Annotated in this window: 23 protein-coding genes; 15 read left to right on the top strand and 8 right to left on the bottom strand. The window is 65.9% G+C overall.

Annotation, left to right across the window (positions count from 1 at the left end):
• The 4 genes from hypB to H8S61_RS06700 form a co-directional block, all read right to left on the bottom strand.
• On the bottom strand, positions 1–672 hold the full coding sequence (gene hypB / locus H8S61_RS06715) for a hydrogenase nickel incorporation protein HypB (RefSeq protein WP_186938422.1): 672 nt from the start codon (positions 670–672) through the stop codon (positions 1–3).
• A complete protein-coding gene (locus H8S61_RS06710) occupies positions 669–1,043 on the bottom strand; it encodes a hydrogenase maturation nickel metallochaperone HypA/HybF (protein WP_186938421.1) in 375 nt (124 codons plus the stop codon). Before H8S61_RS06710 ends, hypB begins: the two co-directional genes overlap by 4 nt.
• A 9-nt stretch (positions 1,044–1,052) precedes the next feature.
• The gene (locus H8S61_RS06705) at positions 1,053–2,471 is read right to left on the bottom strand and encodes a 4Fe-4S binding protein (protein WP_186938420.1); all 1,419 of its coding nucleotides are present in this window, start codon (positions 2,469–2,471) and stop codon (positions 1,053–1,055) included.
• A gap of 130 nt (positions 2,472–2,601) precedes the next feature.
• Positions 2,602–3,162 carry a TetR/AcrR family transcriptional regulator C-terminal domain-containing protein gene (locus H8S61_RS06700; protein ID WP_186938419.1) on the bottom strand — a complete coding sequence of 187 codons (561 nt, stop codon included), beginning with the start codon at positions 3,160–3,162 and terminating at the stop codon, positions 2,602–2,604.
• A 522-nt stretch (positions 3,163–3,684) separates the two neighbouring features.
• Here H8S61_RS06700 and lysA point away from each other — a divergent pair.
• The 10 genes from lysA (at position 3,685) to H8S61_RS06650 (ending at position 15,260) form a co-directional block, all read left to right on the top strand.
• The gene (gene lysA, locus H8S61_RS06695) at positions 3,685–5,040 is read left to right on the top strand and encodes a diaminopimelate decarboxylase (protein ID WP_114534024.1); all 1,356 of its coding nucleotides are present in this window, start codon (positions 3,685–3,687) and stop codon (positions 5,038–5,040) included.
• 27 nt (positions 5,041–5,067) lie between these two features.
• Positions 5,068–6,351: a homoserine dehydrogenase gene (locus tag H8S61_RS06690; protein WP_186938418.1), complete on the top strand. Its 1,284-nt coding sequence runs from the start codon at positions 5,068–5,070 to the stop codon at positions 6,349–6,351.
• A gap of 163 nt (positions 6,352–6,514) precedes the next feature.
• Positions 6,515–8,617, top strand: coding sequence for an EAL domain-containing protein (locus H8S61_RS06685; RefSeq protein ID WP_186938417.1), 2,103 nt, complete (start codon positions 6,515–6,517; stop codon positions 8,615–8,617).
• Between the two features lie 324 nt (positions 8,618–8,941).
• Positions 8,942–9,358, top strand: a complete 417-nt coding sequence (locus tag H8S61_RS06680) for a hypothetical protein (protein WP_114534018.1) — start codon at positions 8,942–8,944, stop codon at positions 9,356–9,358.
• 10 nt (positions 9,359–9,368) lie between these two features.
• Complete coding sequence (locus H8S61_RS06675) at positions 9,369–9,809, top strand: MarR family winged helix-turn-helix transcriptional regulator (RefSeq protein WP_186938416.1); 441 nt, start codon at positions 9,369–9,371, stop codon at positions 9,807–9,809.
• Between the two features lie 2 nt (positions 9,810–9,811).
• Positions 9,812–10,669, top strand: coding sequence for a DUF5685 family protein (locus tag H8S61_RS06670; protein WP_186938415.1), 858 nt, complete (start codon positions 9,812–9,814; stop codon positions 10,667–10,669).
• On the top strand, positions 10,662–11,462 hold the full coding sequence (locus H8S61_RS06665; protein WP_186938414.1) for a DnaJ domain-containing protein: 801 nt from the start codon (positions 10,662–10,664) through the stop codon (positions 11,460–11,462). Before H8S61_RS06670 ends, H8S61_RS06665 begins: the two co-directional genes overlap by 8 nt.
• A 222-nt stretch (positions 11,463–11,684) precedes the next feature.
• On the top strand, positions 11,685–13,487 hold the full coding sequence (dnaK, locus tag H8S61_RS06660; RefSeq protein ID WP_186938413.1) for a molecular chaperone DnaK: 1,803 nt from the start codon (positions 11,685–11,687) through the stop codon (positions 13,485–13,487).
• A 282-nt stretch (positions 13,488–13,769) separates the two neighbouring features.
• Positions 13,770–14,450, top strand: coding sequence for an orotate phosphoribosyltransferase (gene pyrE, locus H8S61_RS06655; protein WP_114534008.1), 681 nt, complete (start codon positions 13,770–13,772; stop codon positions 14,448–14,450).
• A gap of 141 nt (positions 14,451–14,591) precedes the next feature.
• Positions 14,592–15,260 (top strand): HAD family hydrolase, encoded by a 669-nt coding sequence (locus H8S61_RS06650; RefSeq protein WP_186938412.1) that lies wholly within the window; start codon positions 14,592–14,594, stop codon positions 15,258–15,260.
• Between the two features lie 114 nt (positions 15,261–15,374).
• On the opposite strand, the gene H8S61_RS06645 is transcribed toward H8S61_RS06650, so the two are convergent.
• Together H8S61_RS06645 and H8S61_RS06640 are read right to left on the bottom strand one after the other, a co-directional pair.
• A complete protein-coding gene (locus H8S61_RS06645) occupies positions 15,375–16,484 on the bottom strand; it encodes a HAMP domain-containing sensor histidine kinase (protein WP_186938411.1) in 1,110 nt (369 codons plus the stop codon).
• Positions 16,481–17,152: a response regulator transcription factor gene (locus H8S61_RS06640; RefSeq protein WP_186938410.1), complete on the bottom strand. Its 672-nt coding sequence runs from the start codon at positions 17,150–17,152 to the stop codon at positions 16,481–16,483. The genes H8S61_RS06645 and H8S61_RS06640 overlap by 4 nt, the downstream gene beginning before the upstream one ends.
• A gap of 256 nt (positions 17,153–17,408) precedes the next feature.
• On the opposite strand from H8S61_RS06640, the gene H8S61_RS06635 reads away from it, so the two are divergent.
• Genes H8S61_RS06635 through H8S61_RS06615 form a run of 5 tightly spaced genes read left to right on the top strand, consistent with a single transcriptional unit; the run spans position 17,409 to position 22,132 of the window.
• The gene (locus H8S61_RS06635; RefSeq protein ID WP_186938409.1) at positions 17,409–18,368 is read left to right on the top strand and encodes an ABC transporter ATP-binding protein; all 960 of its coding nucleotides are present in this window, start codon (positions 17,409–17,411) and stop codon (positions 18,366–18,368) included.
• Entirely contained in the window at positions 18,362–19,225 is an 864-nt protein-coding gene (locus H8S61_RS06630) for an ABC transporter permease (RefSeq protein WP_186938408.1), read from the top strand. The genes H8S61_RS06635 and H8S61_RS06630 overlap by 7 nt, the downstream gene beginning before the upstream one ends.
• Positions 19,225–19,473, top strand: coding sequence for a hypothetical protein (locus tag H8S61_RS06625; RefSeq protein ID WP_186938407.1), 249 nt, complete (start codon positions 19,225–19,227; stop codon positions 19,471–19,473). The genes H8S61_RS06630 and H8S61_RS06625 overlap by 1 nt, the downstream gene beginning before the upstream one ends.
• A 15-nt stretch (positions 19,474–19,488) precedes the next feature.
• Positions 19,489–20,721: a Gldg family protein gene (locus tag H8S61_RS06620; protein WP_186938406.1), complete on the top strand. Its 1,233-nt coding sequence runs from the start codon at positions 19,489–19,491 to the stop codon at positions 20,719–20,721.
• Between the two features lies 1 nt (position 20,722).
• Positions 20,723–22,132 (top strand): DUF4340 domain-containing protein, encoded by a 1,410-nt coding sequence (locus H8S61_RS06615; RefSeq protein ID WP_186938405.1) that lies wholly within the window; start codon positions 20,723–20,725, stop codon positions 22,130–22,132.
• A gap of 36 nt (positions 22,133–22,168) precedes the next feature.
• Here H8S61_RS06615 and H8S61_RS06610 read toward each other — a convergent pair whose 3' ends face one another.
• On the bottom strand, positions 22,169–22,375 hold the full coding sequence (locus H8S61_RS06610; protein ID WP_160942030.1) for a hypothetical protein: 207 nt from the start codon (positions 22,373–22,375) through the stop codon (positions 22,169–22,171).
• Positions 22,368–23,309, bottom strand: a complete 942-nt coding sequence (gene metA / locus H8S61_RS06605) for a homoserine O-acetyltransferase MetA (protein ID WP_114534034.1) — start codon at positions 23,307–23,309, stop codon at positions 22,368–22,370. Before metA ends, H8S61_RS06610 begins: the two co-directional genes overlap by 8 nt.
• Positions 23,310–23,409: the final 100 nt, after the last annotated feature.

The following is a 23,409-nucleotide window of genomic DNA, read 5'->3' as shown; positions in this document are numbered from 1 at the left end:
TTACGCCAGCGCCGCCGCCCGGCGCTGGCGCACCCACGCTGCGAGCTCGTCGACGCCTTCGCCGGTCCGGGCCGACGTGACGAAGATGTCGAGGCCGGGGTTGAGCACGCGCGCTTGCGCATGCAGCGCCTCCATGTCGAAATCGGGGTTGAGCGGGAGATAGTCGGATTTCGTCACCACGAGCGCATCGACCACGGCGAACATGGGCGGATACTTGTACACCTTGTCGTAGCCTTCGGGCACCGACAGCAGCATGATGCGCGCGTGCGCGCCCGTGTCGAACTCCGCAGGGCACACGAGGTTGCCGATGTTCTCCAGGAGCAGGTAGTCGAAACGCGCCCCGCCGAACGCGTCGTGCGCCTTCTGCACCATGCTCATCTCCACGTGGCAGACGCCGCGCGTGTTGAGCTCGACGGACGGCACGCCCGCTTCCTTGATCTTGAGGGCGTCGACATCGGATTCCAGGTCGGCCTCTATCACGCTGCATGTCGCCTGAGCCCGCAGACGCTCGATGAGGGCGAGCAGGAGCGTCGTCTTGCCCGCGCCCGGCGACGCCATCACGTCGAGGAAGAACGTGCCGTCGGCCTTGCGCGCCGCGCGGAACGCGTCGGCGGCGCGGTCGTTGCGTGCGAGGATGTTCTGCTTGACTTCGATAACGCGCGTCTCGTTCATGCGCTCGTCCTTTCTCGCTCAACCGCCTCGATCTTGCTGATGGAGAACTCCATGCCGCTGACCAGCTTGTAATCCTGATACGCCTCGCACGCGGGGCATGCCCACGTCGCGCGGTCGATCACGTTGACGTGGAACACGGCTCCGCACCGGTTGCACTGCACGCGGTAGGGAACGCGGCGGATGACCACCTCGGCGCGCTCGGCAACCGTCCCGCGCGCGAGGAACTGGAACAGGCTCTCGAAATACTCCTCGACCACGTCGCGCCCCTCGCCGATGACGAGGTGAACCGCGCGAACCTCGGCTGCGTGCGCGGCTTCGGCCTCGTCGAGCACGACGTCCACCACGTTGCGCACCAGCGCCATCTCGTGCATAACGCCCTCCTACAGGCTGGACGCGACAAAGTCGACGAGCTGGCCTCGCTGCATGCGGTCTTTCGCGAAGAACTTGTTGCACTCCACGTAGTCGGCGGGCAGCTCGGGATAGCTCGGGTTGGCGGTGAGGATGCGGGCGCTCGAAGGGCACACCGCAACGCACTGGCCGCAGCGCACGCACGCCTTGTCCATGACGCAGGCCCCGTCGTCGCCGAAGCTGATGGACTCCATGGGGCAGCGCTCGATGCACTTTCCACATTTTGTGCACGCATCCGCGTCGTAGCTGAGAACATACGCGTTGTAGTATGTCGACGCCGCGCCCTCGCCGTTGATGCCGCGATAGGCCATCAGGTTGCCGCAGCTTTTCGAATGGCAGCAGCAGATGATGTCGGCATTTTTGGCGCAGATGGATTCCACCACCATGCCCCGCTCGATGATGTCCTCGACGATCTCGATAGCTTCGTCTTGGGTGATCTGCTCGCCGATGCCCGTCTCGATGAAGTACTCGGCCATCTCTCCCAGCGACAGGCAGGTGCGATGGGGGTGCTCTTCGGGGAACTCGACGCCGAGCGCATCCCACATGGTGCGGCACTGGCAGGCCGATACGGTGATAGTGGAGTTGCGCTTGATGAGGGCGCGCCAATCGTGGTAGGGCTGCAGCTGGTCCTCGGCAACGACCTCGGCGCTTACCGGATAGGAGCGGAACAGCGGGAACGTGGTGTCGAAGCCGCTCTCGCCGTTCGGGTCGGTGCCGGCGATTCCCTGGGTGTCGAATTCGGCAACGGCACCTTCGACGCCCGAATAGAGGGCCTTGAGCTCGTTGAACTCCCAGAAGCCGTTGATGTACGGCATGAGCGCGTAGAACGGCAGGCCCCCGCGGCGGACGCGCCAGATGAGGCAGCGGTCGGCCTGGTCTTCCAGGATGGCGGCGCATTCCTCTTCCGAGCGGCCCGACACGCCGGCGTAGTCGCTGGCGGTGAAGTACTCGTGCAGCGGCATTTCCAGGTAGTGCTCGGCGTCCTCTTCGCTCCAGAGGTACTTGATCATGTCCCAGCTGTTCTCGGCGGGCGTCGACCCGATGCCGCGTCCGATGCGGTTGATGCGATTGCGCATGCGCAGGTAGACAACGGGAATGACGGTGCCGTCGGTCAGCGTGAGGTCGTTGGTCACCTCGGATTCGTTGAGGACCGCCTCCATCAGCTCGTCGCTATCGAGCACGCATTCGTACGTTTTCGTCGGCGCTCCGTCAGCGCCTTGGCCGTCTGTTGCGCCCGCAGCGTTCGCCGCCGATTCCGGTGCGCAGCCGAACAGCGTCATGATGGGCATCATGCCGACGGCTCCGAATGCGGCCCCCTTCAAGAAGTCGCGGCGCTTGATCCCTTCGTGATTCGTCGGTTCTTGCGTGTGCTTGGTCTCGTCTGCGTGCATGTCTGCCCCTCTCAGCCAGAAATGTTCTCGGTTGCCGCATGCGGCAACCTCCCGCTTTCATTCTAGGAAGCGGCGTTCTGCGGGAAAACAGACAATGAGGGTGCAGTCGTCTAGTCGACGGTGCGGCCGCCTAGCGCGGCGCTTTGAAGTCGGGCAGCATTTCGTCGAGGATGAAGTCGGGCGATGTTTCGTAGATCACGGCCATGAGTGCCTCGATCGGCCATTCCAGCCCGCTTTTGCACCATTCCATGAAGAGGTCGACGTTGCCGTACAGATAGGCGTCCACGAGGGCCTTTCTCCTGAGATACTCCTCGCTCCCGGCGGGGATGTCTTTGAACGCCACCGCGTAGTAGTTCTCCCTGAGCCACGCCAGGTAGCTGTCCCTGAAGCAGTTCTGGCCGTCGTGGTACGGCAGCTGGCGGTAGAACTCCTTGTGCTCGAGCATGAAGCGAAACACCTGCTCCGAGGCATCGGGCGGGCAGAACGGCGGGTAGTTTTCATCGAGAATGGAAATGTGGACGTAGGCGATCAGATCGTTGATGTCTCTGAAATGGTTGTAGAACGTCTGGCGAGCGGTGCCCGCCTCGCTCAACACGTCGCCCACGGTGATCTTCTTCAAGGGCTTCGATGCGCACAGCTCAAGCAAGGCCGCGACGTATGCGCCCTTGATGTCGCGGTCGTCTTTCATCATAAAGACCCCCTGTCCCCTTGGTGGATAAATATACCACGGGTGGCTGGCGTTTGGGTACAAGCGTATTCCTGCTCAAGCGCAGCGTGGCGTAGAGCTGCTTGACGCAAGGGCGGGAGCTTGGCGTGCGCGACGATCGCGATTTGCGTGTCACGGACACGCAAATCGCGGCGTTCTAGGCAATTTTTGCGTTTTGCGTACGTTTGGGCCGCTGCTCCAACGATTCTTGTCGATGCGGACAAATCCGACCTGGGGAAATGCGAGCCCGCCTTTTCTCGGAGGTGCTCTAAGCGGCCCGAAAGCTCCGAAATCGTACGCAAAACGAAAAAATTGCTTACTTCGAGCGGATTTGCGTGTCCGCACGTGCAGTCGAGGAGGCCGCCGCGCGTGTTCTGTGCGCCGTTCGTGCGACCCGCGGCCACCCGCCGCGCGGTGGATGATTGCCACATTTTCGCTGTGTGCAATCTGTGTGCATATCGGGGATGATAGACTAGGCGAATCCCCAGGATGCACGAAAGGAATCACATGTCTCTTCCCGCAGCCGACTTGAGCAAGCAACCCGACAATCGCACCACCATGGAGCTGGGCGCGGTGCTCCCCCTGACCGCCGAGGTGAAGGACGACCACCTGTACGTGGGCGGCGTCGATTTGGTGGAGCTGGCGCGCGAGCAGGGCACCGCGCTGTACGTGATGGACGAGCTGGACATGCGCACGCGCATGGAAACCTACCTCACGGCGTTCCGCAGCCGCTACGAGAACTCCGACGTCGTCTATGCCAGCAAGGCGTTCCTCAACAAGGAGGCCGCGCGCATCGTGGCCGACGAGGGCCTGTGCCTCGACGTGTCGGGCGGCGGCGAGCTGGCCATCGCGCGCGCGGCGGGCTTCCCGATGGAGCGCGTGTTCATGCACGGCAACAACAAGACGCCGCGCGAGCTGCGCGAGGCCATCCAGGCGGGCGTCGGCCGCATCATCATCGATAGCCGCATCGAGCTCAAGCGCATCTCCGAGATCGCCGGCGAGTTGGGCGTCGAGCAGGCCATCTACATGCGCATCACGCCGGGCGTCGAGGCCGACACCCACCAGTACATCCGCACCGGTTGCGAGGACTCGAAGTTCGGCTTCACCATGCGCGAGGATTTCGCCTACGGGTGCGTGAAGGACGTGCTGGCGGCGCCGAACGTGAAGCTGGCGGGCCTGCACTGCCACATCGGCTCGCAGATTTTCGCGCTGCACTCCTACCCCGAGGCCGTCGAGGTCATGGTGGAGCTCATGGCGCGCATCGAGGACGGGTACGGCTATCGTATCGAGGAGCTGGACGTGGGCGGCGGCTTGGGCATCGCCTACACGGCCGACGACAAGCCGGCCTCCATCGACGAGTTCGCCGAAACGGTCACGTCGGCGGTGCACGCGGCGTGCGCGAAGTTCGGCGTTCCCGAGCCGCGCCTGCTCACCGAGCCGGGCCGCAGCCTCGTGGCCACCGCGGGCGTGACGCTGTACACGGTGGGCATCCTGAAAACGCTGCCGGGCATCCGCAAGTACGTGGCGGTGGACGGCGGCATGTCCGACAACATCCGCACGGCGCTGTACCACGCCGATTATGAGCCGGTCATCGCGAACAAGGCCGGCCAGCCGCGCACCGAGATCGTCACCATCGCGGGCAAGCACTGCGAAAGCGGCGACGCCGTGGTCATCGACATGCCGATGCAGCACGCCGACCTGGGCGACATCGTCGCCGTCTTCGGCACGGGCGCGTACTGCTACACTATGGCGAGCAACTACAACGGCCAGCCGCGGCCGGCCATCGTGTTCGTGAAGGACGGCGAGGCGCGCGTGACCACGCGGCGCGAAACGTACGACGACCTGATGGCGCGGGATCTGTAGGAACGTACTCGGGAAAGGGAGCGCAGCATGACGGTAAAACTGGGATTGGTCGGCACGGGCACGGTCGGCGGCGGGTGCATCGACATCCTCAAGAACCACCGCGAAGACTTCAAGCGCCACTACGGCATCGACGTGGAGCTCGTGCGCGTGTGCTCGCGCAACCCCGAGCAGGCGATCGCCCACGGCGTGGAGGACATCTTCACGCAGGACTTCCAGGACATCCTGAACGACCCTGACATCGACATCGTGGTCGAGCTCATCGGCGGCACCACCGTGGCGCGCGAGATCGTGGTGGGCGCGCTCAAGGCGGGCAAGAACGTGGTCACGGCCAACAAGGCGCTCATGGCCACGTACGGCGAAGAGGTCATGCGCACGGCCGACGAAGCCGGCAAGGAGATCGCGTTCGAGGCCAGCGTGGGCGGCGGCATCCCCATCATCGACCCGATGAAGCACTCACTCATCGCCAACGAGATCAGCTCGGTCATGGGCATCGTGAACGGCACGACGAACTACATGCTCACGCGCATGGTGGAAGACGGTCTCAGCTACGATGCCGCGCTCAAAGAGGCGCAGGAGAAGGGATTCGCCGAGGCCGATTCCACTGCTGACGTGGACGGATTCGACGCCGCCGCGAAAATCGCCATCCTCGCGTCCATCGCGTTCAATTCGCGCGTCACCATCGAGGACGTGCACACCGAGGGCATCCGCAACGTCACCACGATGGATCTCGACGCGGCGCGCGACATGGGCTACTGCGTGAAGCTGCTGGCGTTGGCTCATCGCACGAACGAGGGCGTGGACGTGCGCGTGCATCCCACCATGCTGCCGCTCACCCACCAGCTGGCCACCGTCGACGGCGTGTACAACGCCATCTACGTGACGGGCGACGCCGTGGGCGAGACGATGTTCTTCGGCGAGGGCGCGGGCGCGGGCCCGGCTGCGAGCGCCGTGATGGGCGACGTGCTGGAGGTGGCGCGCCATGTCACGCTGGGCATCGGGCCGCTGGTGGGCTGCACCTGCACCGACGAGCTTCCCATCGTGCCGATGGACGACCTCAAGACGAAGTACTACATCCGCTTCAAGGTGGCCGACCGCTCCGGCGTGCTGGCCGCGATGGCCGGCGTGTTCGCGAAGCACAACGTGAGCGTGTACTCCGTGGTGCAGCGCGGCAAGAAGGAGGGCGGCCAGGTGGATCTCGTGTACGTCACCCACACCGCGCGCGAGAAGAGCGTGCGCGACGTGCTGGCCGAGATCGCCGAGCTCGACGACGTGCTGCGCGACGAGCCCAGCGTCATCCGCGTGGAGGAGTAAGGCTCCCGCGCGTTTCCGCTTTTTATTTGAACGGCCTCGCACCTACGTGTGGGGCCGTTCGTTTTTACCCCACCCCCTTAGCAACTCTTCCGATGTTCATCTATACTGGTTCTGCTGGTCACCGGGCCGTACGAGAACTTCGGGACGAAGGGGGAAGCGCTGCATGCAAAACGCGATGGATTCGCTTCTCGACGGATTGTCCGAACTCGTGTACGTCAGCGACCCCGACACCTACCAGCTGTTGTTCGTGAACAAAGCCGGCAAGGAGATTTACGGTCGCGATGCCGACGACGGCACGCATTTGTGCTACAGCGTGCTGCAAAATCGCACCTCCCCTTGCCCGTTCTGCACGAACAAGCAGCTGAACGCGCACACGTTCCTCGAGTGGGAGTACACGAGCCCCATCACGACGCATCACTACCTGCTGCGCGACAAACTCATCGATTGGGAGGGGCGCGAGGCGCGCCTCGAGATCGCGTTCGACATCACCGACCACGAGCGCGAGAAGGAATCGTTCAAGTTCCTGGCCGGGGCGAACGGCCTCAACGTCGAATGCATACGCGTGCTGGAGAACGAGCCCCTCGGCGCGGCGCTCAACGCGGTGCTGGGCATGGTAGGCACGTTTCTGGAGGCCGATCGCACGTACATTTTCGGCATCGAGAACCATCGCATGACGAACATCTACGAATGGTGCGCGGAGGGCGTGGCACCGGAAATCCAGAACCTGACGGATTTGCCGCTGTCGCTGATCGACCATTGGATCGAGCGCTTCGACCGGGGAAGCGCCGTCATCATCAACTCGGTGGCCGACTTGGAAGACGGCGGGCGCTCCGACGAGCGCGAGGCGCTGGCGGCGCAGGGCATCGGATCGCTCGTGGCGGTCCCGCTCGAGATCGACGGCAAGCTCGTGGGTTATCTGGGCGCGGACGATCCCAAGAAGGGTCGCCTCGAGATCATCGAGCAGCCGCTCGTGGGCTTGGCGTCGTTCATTTCCGCAAGCATGAAGCGCGCGGTGGCGGAGCGCCAGGTTAACGATTTGACCTGGAATGACGGACTGACGTGCGCGCATTCGCGCGGTGCGTTCCACCGCGACTACGATCGCGGCACATTCGATCGCATCGGATTCGTGCTGGTGGACGCCGACCGCCTCGCGGTCATCAACCGCGAGCGCAGCCGCGCCGAAGGCGACGAGATGCTGCAGCGCATCGCCGTGTGCATGCGCGACGTGTTCGGCGACGGCGTCTACCGGATCGGCGACGACGAGTTCTGCGCCGTGGCAACGCCGATGGCGTACGAGGATTTCAACCGTCTCGTGCGCACGCTGACGGTGCGCTTCGCCCAGATGGGGTTGCCGGCATCGGCCGGGCCGGCGTGGAGCGAGCGCTGCGACGACACGAACCGGCTGCTGGACACGGCGGGCGACCGCATGCGCCGCGCGAAGCGCGGGCGGCATCGCGCGGTCGACCTGGGCGTCGATCTCGCGCAGGACGCCGCCGTCAGCAACCTCGTCCGCCCCGGCGGCGCGCAGGAGGCGGTGGCCGCAGGGCTGCTCGACATCTTCCTCATGCCGCAGGTGGCAACGCAAACCGGTGCGCTCGTGGGGGCGGAGGCGCTCATCCGCTACCTCGACCCCGAACGCGGCGTCGCGGCGCAGCCCGCCTCGTTCATTCCCGCGCTGGAGGACATGGGGGAAATCGCGGACGTGGATTTCTTCGCTCTGTCGCGCGCGTGCGAAACGGTGGCGCGCTGGCAGCGCGAAGGCGGCCGCGTGGTGCCGCTCGCGGTGAACTTCTCGCGCCTGACGGTGGGCGAGGAGGGGTTCGTCTCCCGCGTGGTGCAAACCGTGGCGCGGTACGGCGTCGACCCTGCGCTCATCGAGATCGAGGTGACGGAGTCGGCGCGCGGGCAGGGCGGCAACCTGCTGCGCAACGTAGCCGACGAGCTGCGCGGGTGCGGCTTCCGCGTGGCCATCGACGACTTCGGCGTGGACAACGCGAACGTGTCGTTGTTCGTGCAGCTGGAATTCGACGTGTTGAAGATGGATAAGTCGCTGATCTGGGGCATCGATGCAACCGATCGCACGATGCGCGTGGTCAGCGGCATGGCCACCCTGTGCGACGACCTGCACGTCGAGTCGGTGGCCGAGGGCATCGAGACGGAGCAGCAGTTCAAGGCGCTGGGTACCACGGGCTGCACGCGCGCACAAGGCTACTACGTCGGACGCCCCGCACCCATCGTCGAGTTTGAGCAGCGCTTTCTGGCGTAGCCCCTCCCTCTTATGGCGCGGCGCGCTCTTCGGGATGCGCGCGCCTTGTGCCGAGTCGATCGCACGCCGCTCCCGTCGCGAATCGGCGCGGCGCCAGCTCATAGGTTCGCAAATGTTTCCCCGCTCCTACCGCGCCCATGATGACCCCCGCCCTGTGGGCGCTTTATGGCCGCATCATGTCAGTTCGATGACATCGGCGTGTCGCGGCTGAAAATTACTCTTACATTAATACTATATTTCCTGAGAGATCGAAGAGAGCCGGGCGACAACGCCGGCATGAGCGCAGCGGCCCCGGTGGGCCGCATGCAACGGAAAGAGGTTCGCGTGAAGGGTTTTCTCGAGCGTTTGCAGTGGAAGCTGTCGGGCATGATGCAGGGGCGTCGCGGTGCCGACACCCTGTCGAACTTCCTCGTGGTCGTGGGCATCGTCTTGCTGCTGGCGTCGATCGTACCGGGGCTCGATCTGCTGTCGTGGGTGGCGCTGATCGTGTTGGCGTACTCGCTGTTCCGCAGCTATTCGAAGAACATCGCCGCGCGCGATCGCGAGAACGCCGCATTCGAGCGCATCGTGGAGAAACCGCGCAAGCAGCTGTCGCTCATGCGCAAGCAGTGGACGAACCGCAAGACCACGCGCTACTTCAAGTGCAAGGGCTGCGGCCAGGTGCTTTCGGTGCCGCGCGGCAAGGGCACGCTGCGCGTGGTGTGCCCGAAGTGCAAGACCGAGACGAAACAGAAGTCGTAAGGGCCGCGCCGTGGACATCTCGACGTTCAAGCACGAGCTTTTCGTGGTTACCTACGACGTTCAGAAGATCTTGCACGAGACGATGGCGCCCATCTGCCAGCAGCACGGCCTGACGTTGCAGCAGATGCACGTGCTGATGGAGCTAATGCGCACGCCGGGATTGACCGCGGGCCAGCTGAGCGACCAAGCGGGCATCCTGCGCACGAACTTCCCGTCGGTGTGCCGCAAGCTGGAAGACCGCGGGCTCATCGAGCGCCAGCGCAGCCAGACGGACAAGCGCTCGCTGCGGCTGCGGGTGACCGACGAGGGCCGCGTGCTCATGGCCGGCATCGACGAGGAGGTGCAGCGTCGGTACGGCACGGCGTTCGCCGCCGAGCCGCCTGAGACGTTCGACACCATCATCGAGGGGTTCCAGGCGCTTGCGGACTTCTCGAAGAAGCTGGGGCGCTGAGCATGTTCGGTTACGTGGTGCCCAGCTGGGAGGGCTTGGACGACGCCGAGCGCGAGCGCTACCATGCCGCGTACTGCGGGCTGTGCCGTGCGATCGGGCAGCAGTGCGGGCAGCGTTGCCGCGTGGCGCTCACCTACGACCTGGTGTTTTTGGCGCTGTTGCTGGGCTCGCTGTACGAGCCGGAAGAACGCGCGGGCGAAGGTCGCTGCGTGCCCCATCCGGTGAAGCCGCACGGGTTCGTCAGCACCGCGTGCATCGACTACGCGGCCGACGTGACCGTGGCGCTGGCGTACTACAAGGGCCTCGACGACTGGAACGACGACCGCAGCGTGCGGGCGCGCGCGTTCGCCGGCGCGCTGGCCGGGCCGTATCGCGGCATCCGCGCGCGGAACCCGCGCATCTGCGAGGCCGTTGAGACGGGCATGGCCGACATCGGCGCCATCGAGGCGGCTGCTCGTGCGGCGGCTGCGACACCGGGCAGCGAGCCGCCCGCGCCCGATGCGGCCGCCAACCGCTTCGGCGTGCTGATGGGCGAGCTGTTCGTCTACCGGCCGGACGACTTCTGGGCCGACGACCTGCGGAGATTAGGTGCACGGTTGGGAAAGTTCGTGTACGTGATGGACGCGGCGATGGATTACGAGGACGATAAGGCCTCGGGCAGTTACAACCCGCTGGTGGATATCGAAGCCGGTGCGGAGGACGTGCACGAGGATTTGAACCTGCTCATGGCCGGCGTGGCCGAGGCGTTCGAGCGACTGCCGCTCGAACGCGACCTGCGCTTGCTGCGCAGCGTGGTGTACGCGGGCGTGTGGCAGAAGTACCATGCGAAGGAAAACGACAAGGAGAAGCGCCGTGGTTGAGAACCCCTACGACGTGCTGGGCGTGAGCCGTGATGCGTCCGCCGACGAGGTGAAGAAGGCGTACCGCAAGAAGGCGCGCGAGAACCATCCCGACTTGAACCCGAACGATCCCGCTGCGGCGGATCGCATGAACAAGATCAACGAGGCGTACGACCGCATCATCAATCCCGAGAAGTACGCGGCGCGCGATCGTCGTGCGAGCGCGGCGTCGGGCCCGCAGGGCGGCGCGGGCTACGGCGGCGCAGGTTACGGCGGATCGGGCGGCGGCGCGGGCCAAGGCCAGGGCGCGGGCGGCGGCTCCGGTTACGGCACGGAGGGCCCCTACGGCTGGTCGGGCGGCTTCGGCTTCGACTTCGACGACCTGTTCGGCTTCGGCGGCGCGGGCTACGGCAGCCGCGAGCCCATCCATCCCGAGGCGGCGGCGGGCGACAGCGTGCAGATGCGCAACGCCGTCGACGCCATCAATGCCGGGCGCGGGCAGCAGGCGGTCGACATCCTGAACACCGTGACGAGCGACGGCCGCACGGCGCGCTGGTACTACCTGAGCGCGCTCGCGAACGACGCTGCGGGCAACACGCTCATGGCGCTCGAGCAGATCAGGCGCGCGGTGCGCATGGATCCGAACAACCCGGACTACCAGCGCGCGCAGCGGCAGTTCCAGCAGACCGGGCAAACCTATCAGCAGGAGAGCCAGTCGCAAGGTTTCAGCATGGGCGTCGACCCCGGCCTCATCTGTTGCGGCGTTTGGTGCCTCGGCCCCACGCTGTGCCGCTTCTGCGGCATGCCGTTCTGATGGTTTCGGCGGCCTACCGGCCGTCGGAACTGCTCGACGCTGCGGCTTCCCGTGGTGCCCGACCTCGCAGCGAGGCCGAGGACTCGCGTACCGAAGTACGCTTCGCCCTCGCCCTCCCCACGATCTCGGGCACCACGGAAACCCTCGCTGACGTTACGAACTACCAGTGATTCGAGTTTTCGCACTTGCACCTACGCAATCTCAACCTGAAAGGACGCATCTATGGCAACGATCGGCATCGACTTAGGAACGACGAACAGCTGCGCGGCGACGGTGGAGGGCGGCCGGCCCGTCATCGTGCCGAACGCGGAAGGGGAGCGCACCACGCCGAGCGTGATCGCGTTCTCGAAGGAGGGCGAGCGCCTGGTGGGAACCATCGCGTGCCGCCAGGCGGCGGTGAACCCCGACCGCACCATCGAGTCGGTCAAGCGCCATATGGGCAGCGACTGGCGCGCCACCGTGGACGGCAAAGCCTATTCGCCGCAGGAGCTGTCCGCCATGATACTGCGCAAGCTGCGCCGCGACGCGGAGGCGTTCCTCGGTCAGGATGTGCCGCAGGCGGTCATCACGGTGCCCGCGTACTTCGACGACGCGCAGCGCCAGGCTACGAAGGACGCCGGGCGCATCGCCGGCCTCGACGTGCTGCGCATCATCAACGAGCCCACGGCCGCCGCGCTGGCCTACGGGCTGGACAACGGCACGCCGCAGAAGGTGATGGTGTACGACCTGGGCGGCGGCACGTTCGACGTGTCGGTCATCGAGATCGGCGACAACGTCATCGAGGTGCTGGCCACGTCGGGCGATAACCACCTCGGCGGCGACGACTTCGACGAGCGCGTGGCGGCCTACCTGCTCGACGCGTTTCAGCGCGAGCACGGAATCGACCTGCGCCGCGACCAAACGGCCTTGCAGCGCGTCACCGAGGCGGCGCGCGAGGCGAAGAAGGAGCTTTCGTCGCTCGACACCGCGCACGTCAACCTTCCGTTCCTGGCGCAGGGTTCGTCGGGTCCGCTGCACCTCGAGACTACGCTCACGCGCGCCGCGTTCAACGACATGACGCGCGACCTGGTCGAACGCACGTCGAACCCCGTGCAGACCGCCCTCAACGACGCGGGCATCGCCGCCTCCGAGCTGGGATGCGTGCTGCTGGTGGGCGGCTCCACGCGCATTCCGGCCGTGCAGGATCACGTGCGCAAGCTCACGGGCAAGGAACCGTCCGCGTCCATCAACCCCGACGAATGCGTGGCCATGGGCGCCGCCATCCAGGGCGCAACGCTGTCGGGCACGTCGACGGGCCTGGTGAAAGCCGACAACAGCATCCTGCTGCTCGACGTGACGCCGCTCAGCCTGTCCATCGAGACGGTGGGAGGCGTGGCCACGCGCCTCGTGGAGCGCAACACCACGCTGCCGGTGAACTATTCGCAGGTGTTCAGCACCGCCGCCGCCTTCCAGACCAGCGTGGAGATCCACGTGCTGCAGGGCGAGCGTCCCATGGCGAAGGACAACAAGTCCATCGGCACGTTCAAGCTGAAGGGCATCAAGCGCGCGCCGGCCGGCGTGCCGCAGATCGAGGTGACGTTCGACATCGACGCGAACGGCATCCTCACCGTGTCGGCGAAGGACCTGGATACGGGCAAGCAGCAGTCCATCACCATCGACGACTCGGGCCGCATGTCCGACGACGACATCGAGCGCGCCATCCGCGACGCCGAGCAGTACGCCTCCCAGGACAACGAGCGTCGCGAGGCCATGGCGGCCCGCGAGGAGGCTCAGAGCCTGCTGAACGAGGTGGACCGGGCGTTCGGCCAGGTGGGCAAGCAGCTGGAGAAGGACGAGAAGAAACAGGTCAAGGCCGATGCCGAGACGCTGCGCAAGGCGTTGTCGAAGCGCCCCGCCGGTTTCGGCAAGAAGGCGCGCGAGGCCGAGGCGGCGTCGGTCGACGACGTGTCCGACATCAAGGCCGCCGCCGAGCGCTTGAGGGCATCGAGCGCCCACGTGCGCGAGCTGTTGGGGCAGCAAGGATAGAGCCGCCGAGGGCGCAACAGGCGGCGGACGGCGGGTCGCGTCCGCCGCCTTGGACGCGAAATGACACCCATGACAATTTTCGGTGCGTTACGGCCATTGGCCGACTGCGACTTTTCGCAAAACGCCTGGTGGCGAAAATCTCCCCGCCCGCTTTTCACGTAATGGCCCTTTCGAAATTGTCATGGGTGCCGATTTGCGCCCAAGGCACAGCGAACCGCACTTTCTAGTATCATGGTTCGCAGCGGGCGCGGCGCGCTTGGAAGACACGGAGAAGGGACCCCTATGGAGCAGTATAAGCAAGAGTTCATCGAGTTCATGGTCGAAAGCGAAGTGCTCAAGTTCGGCGAGTTCACGCTGAAAAGCGGCAGGAAGTCCCCCTTCTTCATGAACGCGGGCGCCTATGTGACGGGCGAGCAGCTGCACCGCCTGGGCCTGTACTACGCGCGCGCCATCCACGACAACTTCGGGCTCGATTTCGACGTGGTGTTCGGGCCCGCGTACAAGGGCATCCCGCTGTCGGTGATCACGGTCATCGGGCTGCAGGAGCTGTACGGCAAGGAGGCGCGCTACTGCTCCAACCGCAAAGAGGTCAAGGACCACGGCGCCGACGCGGGCAACCTGCTGGGCAGCGAGCTGCACGACGGCGATCGCGTGGTCATGGTGGAGGACGTCACCACGTCGGGCAAGTCCATCGACGAGACGTATCCCGTGCTCAAGGGCGCGGCCGACGTGGACGTCAAGGGCCTCATCGTGTCGCTCAACCGCATGGAAGTGGGCAAGGGCGGCGTGGTGACCGCGCAGCAGGAGGTTCAGGAGAAGTACGGCTTCCCCGTGGCGTCCATCGTGAGCATGGCCGAGGTGACGGAATGCCTGCACAACCGCGAGGTGCAGGGCCGCGTCGTCATCGACGACCAGGTGAAGGCCGCCCTCGACGCCTACTACGACCAGTACGGCGTGAAGTAACCCGCCGCCGCGCGGGGCTGGTAAGTATCCTGTAAATTCGGCACGGGTCGGATGCGCTGACGGTTTGACGTCTGATAAGCTGGGTCACGACATGAGGATTCGGCCGAGGCGCAGCGCCTCGGCGCGGGCGAAGGGGTTTGCATGGAGGCATCTCGGATCGGCGTGATCTTCGATTGCGATGGGACGCTGCTCGACTCGATGCGCGTGTGGCGCGAGGCGGAAACCGAGCTGGCGCGGCGCGCGAACGTGACGCTGTCGGCGGCCGACACCGACGCGCTCACCGCGATGACCATTCCCGAGTGCGGCGCGTTCTTCCACGAGCGCTTCGGGCTGGGCGCGTCGGGCGACGAGGTGATCGCCATGATGGACGAGCTCATGCTGGCGTTCTACCGCGAGCGCGTGCTGGCGCGGCCGGGCGCGCTCGCGTTCGTGCAGGGGCTTGCCGAGCGCGGCGTGCGCATGAGCGTGGCTTCGTCGAGCCCGCAGCCGTACCTGCAGGCGGGCCTCGAGCGTTGCGGCTTCGCGCCGTACTTCGATGCCATCGTGTCGGTGGATGACGTAGGCGCGTCGAAGCGCGAGCCCGCCGTGTACGATCGCGCCCGCGAAGCGATGGGCACGCCGCTGGCCACCACCTGGGGCGTCGAGGACTCGGTGTACGCTGTGGGCACGCTGAAAGCTGCCGATTATCGCACGCTCGGCATCTACGATTGCGACATCTCCGGCACCGTCGAATCGCTGCGCGAGGCCGCCGAACGCTTCATCGCCACCTTCGAAGACCTGGACGCCGCCACATTCATCGAGTGGAACTAGCGAACGCAAGGGGCGTCGCGCGAGGCAAGCTCGTCGTAGCCGCGGGAGCCGTCGGCGAGCGAGGGTGCGTTGAGGTTTGAATCTGGTTTTGTCGGGTCCCAAGTAGGGCCCTCATCAAAAAACCGCTCGTTCGCCGACGGCTCCGGGTACCCGCGCGGTGAAGGTGGCTCCTTTGCCGGGGGCGCTTGTTGCGGTGAGGGTGCCGTTGTGCAGCTCGACGATGCGCTTGGCGAGGGGGAGGCCGAGGCCGTTGCCCTCGCTGGCGTGGGAGGCGTCGCCCTGGTAGAACTTCTCGAAGGCGCGGCGCTGCGTCTGCTCGTCCATGCCCGGGCCGTTGTCGGCGACCGTCACCTCGGCGAACGCGCCGTCGCGCCGCAGCCGCACGCTCACCCGCCCGCCGTCCGGAGCGAACTTCGCCGCGTTGCCCAGCAGGTTCGTCCATACGTGGGCGAGCAGGTCCTCGTCGCCGCGCAGCCGCACGTCCTCGAGCTCCACGTCCACAGCGATGCCGCGCTCGCTCCAGGCGTCCTCGAGCAGCAGCACGCATGCGCGGATCTGCTCGTCGAGCGAAAACGCCTGCGTGTCGCCCAGGGCGGCTTCGCGCTCCAGCTTCGACAGGCGCAGCACGTTGTCGGTGAGCGACGAGAGCCGCCGGGCGTTCGAGGCGATTTTCGCGACGCACTGCGCCCGGCGCTCGTCGCTGAGCGTGGGGCTTTCCAGCAGCGTCGCGTAACCCTCGATGGCGGCGAGCGGCGTCTTGAACTCGTGCGAGACGTTGCTCACGAAGTCGGTGCGCAGAAGCTCGGTCTGCGCCAGCTCGCGGGTCATGGCGGTGAAGTTGTCGGCCATGTCCCGCACTTCGCGCACGCTGGACGAACGGTGCAGCTCGACGTCGAAGTCGCCTCGCGCCACGCGCTTGGCGGCTTCACCGATTTCCGTGACGGGCGCGATGATGCGCCTGCTCTGCCACGTGCCGAGGGCGCCGCCCAGCACCACGCTGGCGATGGCGGTGCCGATCAGGGGGTTGTGCAGCGCGCCTTCGTCCGCGCCGTCGCCGGCCGAGCGGGAGCCGTCCACCATCATCGACGCCGTCACCACCGCGAACGTGACCAGCGCGAGCGTCACGAACAGCACGAGCGAGAGCGCGGTGGCCATCTTGAACGTCCGGTTCACTGCGGGCTTCGCTTCCGTCGCCTCGGCCCGCTCCCGTTCCTCGCGCCTCACGAGCTCACCGCCTTGTACCCCAGCCCGCGCACCGTGGCGATGCTGATGTCGGGATTGTCCTTGAGCCGCTCGCGCAGCCGGTTCACGTGCACGTCCAGCGTGTGCGCTCCCACCTGGGAGTCGACGCCCCACACTTCGTCCATGATCTGGCGGCGCGTGAACACCCGGTTCGGCGACGAGGCCAGCTTGCACAGCAGCAGGAACTCCTTGCAAGGCAGCGTCTCGCGCGCGCCGTTGCGCACGAGCTCCATCGCGTCGATGTCGAGCGTCGTCGCGCCGAGGCGCACCACCCGCTCGCGCGCGATGCGCGCCCGGCGCAGCAGCGCATCGATGCGCCACACCATCTCGTTGACGTCGATGGGCTTCACCATGTAGTCGTCGGTGCCGTGCGCGAACCCGCGCCGCTTGTCGGCCGCCGCGCCGCGCGCGGTGATCATGAGGATGGGAAGCTCGGGGTGCTCGGCGCGCAATCGGGCGGTCAGCTGGAATCCGTCCACCTCCGGCAGCATGAGGTCGGTGATCACGAGGTCGATCGGCTCGCGCTGCATGGCCTCGAGCGCCGCGCGCCCGTTCTCGGCCGTGACGGCGCGCCATCCGCGCTCCTCGAGCACCGTGCCGTACAGCTCGCACAAATCGTGATCGTCTTCCACCACCAGCATCGTGAACATGCGCTTCTCCTCGTCATCGCGATGCGCGCTCCCTTGTCCGCGCCTCTTCGAGCATATCCGAATCGCGTCGGCCAGCTGTGAACGAACTATGGAAAAACGTCGGACGACGCATGGAGGCCCGCGGGGGCGTGAGGTTGGGTTGAGGTTGGTTCCGTACGTTGATGGGGGCGCGCGTCGGCTCGGACGCGCAACGGTTGCGGCGCGTTGTCGGCGCCGTCCCCTCCGGAAAGGAACGCGAATCGATGGGAGCACGCACATGATTGAGGTCAAGCATCTGACGAGAAGATACGGAAGCACCCTCGCCGTCGACGACGTCTCCTTTTCCGTGGAGCGCGGCGCGATCTGCGGGCTGCTGGGCCCCAACGGCGCGGGGAAATCCACGACGATGAACATCATGACCGGCTGCCTGGCCGCCACCGACGGTGAGGTACGCTACGACGGCCTGGAGATATACGCCGATAAAGACCAGGTGAAGCGCAGGATCGGGTACTTGCCCGAGCAGCCGCCCCTCTACGGCGACATGACCGTGTGGGAGTACCTCGACTTCGTCGCCCGCGCGAAGGGCTTGCCGCGCCTGCAGGTGACGGAAGAGGTGAAGCGCACGGGGTTCGCCTGCGGGCTGGAAGAGGTGATCGGCCGCCCCATCAAGAACCTCTCGAAGGGCTACAAGCAGCGCGTGGGCATCGCGCAGGCGCTCATCGGCGACCCCGACGTCGTCATCCTCGACGAGCCCACCGTGGGCCTCGACCCCATCCAGATCATCGAGATCCGCGATCTGGTGAAGCGCCTGGGCGAGCGCCATACCGTGATCGTGAGCAGCCATATCCTGTCGGAGATCAGGGCACTGTGCGATCGCATCGTCATCATCTCGAAGGGGCGCGTGGTGGCCGACGACACGCCGGAAAACCTGGAGAAGCTGTTCGCCGGCTCCAGCACCACGGTGGCGACGGTGCGGACGAGCGAGGGCACCGCCCTCTCCATCGCCTCCGGCGTGCCCCACGCGGGCGCGGTGACCTGCGATCCCGCCGCCGAGGAGGGCGCCGTCGACGTGCGCATCGAGGCTGCGGACGATGCCGACATCCGCGCCGCGGTGTCCCGCGCGTTCGCCGAGCGCGACGTGGCGCTGCTGCAGATGGTGACGAGCTGCGCCTCGCTCGAGGACGTGTTCGTCGAGTTGACGACGGAAACCCCGGAGGAGGTGGAGGTGCCATGCTAGCCATCTTCTCGCGCGAGGTGAAATCGTTCTTCATCACGATGACCGGATGGGCGTTCGTCGCATTCATGCTGGTGTTCATCGGCATCTACATGATGATCTACAACTTGAACTACGGGTACGGCAACTTCGAGTACGTGCTTTCGGGGCTGACGTTCGTGTACCTCATGGCGGTGCCGCTGCTCACCATGCGCTGCTTCGCGGACGAGCGCCGGCAGCACACCGACCAGCTGCTGTACGCGCTGCCGCTCTCGTCGGGCAAGATCGTGATGGGGAAGTACCTCGCCATGCTCGTGGTGCTGGCCGTGCCGACGGTGGTGTCGTGCACGTATCCCGTCATCATCTCGCTGTTCGGCGACGTGTACCTTCCCACGGCCTACGCGAGCATCCTCGCGTTCTTCCTGCTGGGCGCGGCGCTGACGGCCGTCGGCATGTTCTGCTCGTCGCTGTGCGAGAGCCAGGTGACGGCCGCGGTCGTGTGCTTCATCGTGCTGCTGGTCGACTACTTCATCAGCGGTCTCTCGTCGCTGGTTCCCAGCGGCGTGGGCCCGGCGTGCTTCGTCGTGTCGGTGCTGATCGCGCTGGGCGTGGTGGCGCTCATCGTGCTCACGAAAAACGGCGTGTTCGCCGTGGCGGTGGGCGTGGTCGCCGAGGTCGCGCTGCTGGCGGTGGCCGCGTTCAACGGCTCGGTGCTGGAGGGCGCGGTGCCGGACGTGCTGTCGGGCATCTCGCTGTTCGAGCGGTTCTCGCCGTTCGTCGAGGGCGTGTTCGATCTTGCCTCCATCGCGTTCTTCCTCGCGGTGACGGCGGCCTTCGCGGTGCTGACGGTGCACTGCTTCGAGAAGAGGAGGTGGAGCTGATGGGCGCCTGTTCGACGTCGGTGCGTTCGCGCGTGGGACGCATGCGGGACGCGGTGGTCCGCACGTTTTCCAAGGAGCATCTGAGGGAGCTGTTCACCGGCCGCTCGTTCAAAACGGGAGGCTACACGGCCGCCGTATGCGTGGCGGTGATCGGCATCTGCATCGCGGCGGTGCTCGTGGTGGAGGCGCTTCCCGCGTCGCTCACCGAATGGGACATATCGCAAGAGCAGACCACGTCGATATCCTAGGAAACCGCCGACTACGTGGCGGGCCTCGAGGACGACGTGACGATATACCTCATCGCCGAGGAAGGGGAGGAGGACGAACGCATCGTGCGCCTGCTCCAGCAGTACGCCGACGCGAGCGACCGCGTGTCGGTGGTGCAGAAGGACCCGGTGCTCTACCCGGCGTTCACCAGCCAGTACACGTCGGACGAGGTGACGGGCAACAGCCTGATCGTCACGTGCGGCGACGAGTACCGCCTCGTGGACTACTACGACATATACACGATGAGCTCGTCGTCGTACAGCTACGAGTTCGGCGGCGAATCGGCGGTGACCAGCGCGCTCGTGGCGCTGACGACCGACGAGCTTCCCGTGGTGTACACGCTGACGGGCCATGGCGAAAGCGATCTGCCCACGGGCGTCGCGTCCAGCATCGAAAGCGCCAACATCGAGACGACCGAGCTCAACCTGCTGGCGAGCGATGCCGTGCCCGAGGATGCCGACGCGGTGTTGGCGTACGCGCCCACGAGCGATCTGTCCACGGACGAGAAGGACAAGCTGCTCGCCTATCTTGAGCAGGGCGGCAGCCTGCTGCTGTTCACCGATTACTCGGCGGAAGACCTGCCGAACTTCGACGACGTGATGAACGCGTACGGCCTGGAGGCGGTCGACGGGATCATCGTGGAGGGAGACGGCTCGCACGCGCTGAGCGGCTACCCCTACTACCTGTTGCCCGACATCGGCGACCACGTCATCACCGAGGGCCTTGCCGACGCGAACGCGTACGTGCTCGTGCCGCTTGCGCACGGCATCGCGGAGATCGACTCGTACCGCAGCTCGCTCACCATCACGCCGCTTTTGAGCACGTCGACGTCGGCGTACGTGAAAGCCGACGCCTACAACGCCGAAACGCTGGCGAAGGAGGACGGCGACGTGTCCGGCTCCACCATGGTGGGGGCGGCGGTGACCGAAGCGGTCGGCGACGAGGAGGAGACGCGGGTCGTGTGGTTCAGCTCGAGCCAGTTCCTCGACACGTCGCTGGACAAGCAGGTGGGCGGCAACAACTCGAAGCTGGTGGTGAACGCGCTGGCGTGGCTTGCCGACGCCGAGGACGCCGCCACGATCGCGGTTGCGAGCAAGGGGCTGGGCACGACGATGATCACCATCGATTCGTCCTCGGCCAGCGTGGTGAGCGCATTCGTGGTCGGCGTGGTGCCGCTGTTCTTCCTGATCTGCGGATTCGTGGTCTGGCGCTCGCGAAGGAGGCTGTAGCATGGCCGGGTTGGCATCGAAGCGCGCCCGCACGGTGCTCGTGCTGGCGCTGGCGCTGGCGGCGCTGGGCGGCGCGTATGCGCTCGCGTCGGGGATGGCCGATGCCGAAGGCGAAGGCTCCCTGGCGGCCGGCGAGCCGTTCCTGTCCGTCTCGTCGGAGGAAATCGCAGAGGTGACCTGGACGTACGGCGGCGCGACGGCCACCGTGGTCAAGGAGGACGGCACGTGGGCGGATGCGGAAGCCGCAGGCGTGTCCCTCGACCAGTCGGCGGCTGCGGAGCTTGCGTCGGCGGCGGCCGATGCAAGCTCGAGCCGATCCGTCGCGCGCTCGCAGGAAGACGCGGCGATGGGGCTGGAAAGCCCGACGGTCCGGGCCACGCTCGTCCTGACGGACGGCAGCTCGGTGTCGTTCGAGGTGGGCGCGGCCACGGCCGACGGCACTTCGTGCTACGCGTGGCGCGAGGGGTCGGAGGACGTGCAGGTGGTGGACATCGCCCTGCTCAACGCGTTTTCCTGCTCGATGGCTGACCTCTACGTCACCGAGAGCGCGCCGGGATCTTCGAGCGTCACGGCGTTCGAGGTCGATCGCGGCGGCGACGTCCTGTCGATGACGTACCTCGAAGAGGGGTCCGATGCGACCTACTCGTCGTCCTATCAATGGTTCTTGCAGGACGGCGACGCCCTGCGCGCCCTCGACACGAGCAAGGCGCGAACCCTGGCCAACGTGGTGAATCGCATCACGTGGAAGTCGTGCGTCGATACGGCGTACGCCGACGACGCGGCCGCGACGTACGGGTTCGACGACCCGGTGCTCACGGCGACCCTCTCGTACACGAACGACGATGAGCCGAGCGAATACGTGCTGATCGTGGGTTCGAAAGCGAGTTCGAGCACCTATTACGCCCACCCGGCCGGCTCGACGTACGTGTACACGGTGGCCGCAGAGAAGGTGGAAGACCTGCTGGAGGCCACGTTCGAGACGTTGCGTCCCGACGACGTGTGCCTCATGGATTGGGATACGGTGGACGCGCTCGACATCGTGTGCGACGGCGAGGCGACGACGGTGTCGTTCGTGAGGACGGAGGAGCAGGACGACGACGGCGAGACCGTGGTCAGCACGTCGTACGAGGTGGACGGCGCGTCGGCGGATGCGAGCGCGGTGTCGTCCCTGACGGATGCCATCGACGGGATGGAGTCGGAGGGGGAGGGCACGATCGACGCCGCCCAAGGCGGCGCGGATGCCGAGCTGGCGATCACCTTCCACCGCACCGCGTCGACGTACGAGACGATGACCCTGAGCTTCATTCGCTACGACAACAGCTTCTACCTGGTGTCGTTCAACGGCGAGGAGCGTCTCCTCGTCAACCGCAACGACGTGGCGGCCCTCAAGGAGGCGGTGCAAGCGCTGTGACCCGCCGGGCGCGCCGAGCGCCCTGTGCGCTGCCTGCTAGCGCCAGGGGTCTTCCTGGAACGCGGGGTCGGGGTCGGCGGGGCGGTCGCTGAACGGGTCGTAGCCGTCGTCGTCTTCCTGGGCGGGGCGCAGGAACGGGTCGGCCGAACGCGGCTGCGGCCCCTCCTCCGACGGCTTCGAGCCTGCGACCGGCGTGGTGACCGGTCGCAGGATGTAGTGCGGCTTGTGCTCTGAGTCACTCATGGACGCTATCCTCTTCGGTGCCTACTTTCGCCAAATCGTATGGCGTGGTCTGGTACACATAATAGTTCAACCAGTTCGTGTACAACAGCTGCGCATGCGCGCGCCACGTGGCTTTCGGCGTTTGCGTCGGGTCGTCGTTCGGGAAGTAGTGGCGGGGGAGCGGCATGTCGAGGCCCTTCGCCACGTCGCGTTCGTACTCCACCATGAGCGTGCCGGCGTCGTACTCGGGGTGCCCGAACACGAAGAAGTGGCGGCTGTCGGTGCTCTTCGCGATGTAGACGCCGGCCTCGTCGGAGACGGCGATCAGCTCGAGGTCGGGATGCGCCTCGATGTCGGCCGCGTGCACCTCGGTGTAGCGCGAGTGCGGTGCGCGGAACGAGTCGTTGAACCCGCGCACGAGCGGCGACGACGGCTTCACCACGTCGTGATCGAACACGCCGAACAGCTTGTTCTCCAACTCGTACTTGGGGATGCCGTAGTGGTGGTAGATGCCGGCCTGCGCGCCCCAGCAGATGTGGAACGTGGAGTGCACGTTCGTGGCGGACCAATCCATGATGCGGGCGAGCTCGTCCCAGTAGTCCACGTCCTCGAAGTCGAGCAGCTCCACCGGCGCGCCGGTGATGATCATGCCGTCGAAGCGCTGGTCCTTGATGTCGTCGAACGTGGTGTAGAACGTGTCGAGGTGCTGCTCGGACACGTTTTTCGCCGCATGGCTGGCCGTTTGCAGCAGGTTGACGTCGATTTGCAGCGGGGTGTTCGACAGCTTGCGCATGATCTGCGTCTCGGTGACGATTTTCGTGGGCATGAGGTTGAGCAGCAGCACCTTCAGCGGGCGAATGTCCTGGTGCAAGGCGCGGTATTCGGTCATCACGAAGATGTTCTCGCCCTCGAGCACCTCGGTTGCGGGCAGGGAGTCGGGGATTCTGATGGGCATGGGAACCTCGCATTCCATAGATCGTTGCGGCGTCTTGACCATGATACCTTCTAATCAGAATGCCTGGTTATCCGTATAACAGGTAACGAGTTATCGGCGC

The organism is Eggerthella hominis (genome assembly GCF_014287365.1).
GTDB lineage: Bacteria > Actinomycetota > Coriobacteriia > Coriobacteriales > Eggerthellaceae > Eggerthella > Eggerthella guodeyinii.
Note: the sequence above shows the minus strand (reverse complement) of the source record. Positions and strands in the feature narration are given on the sequence as shown.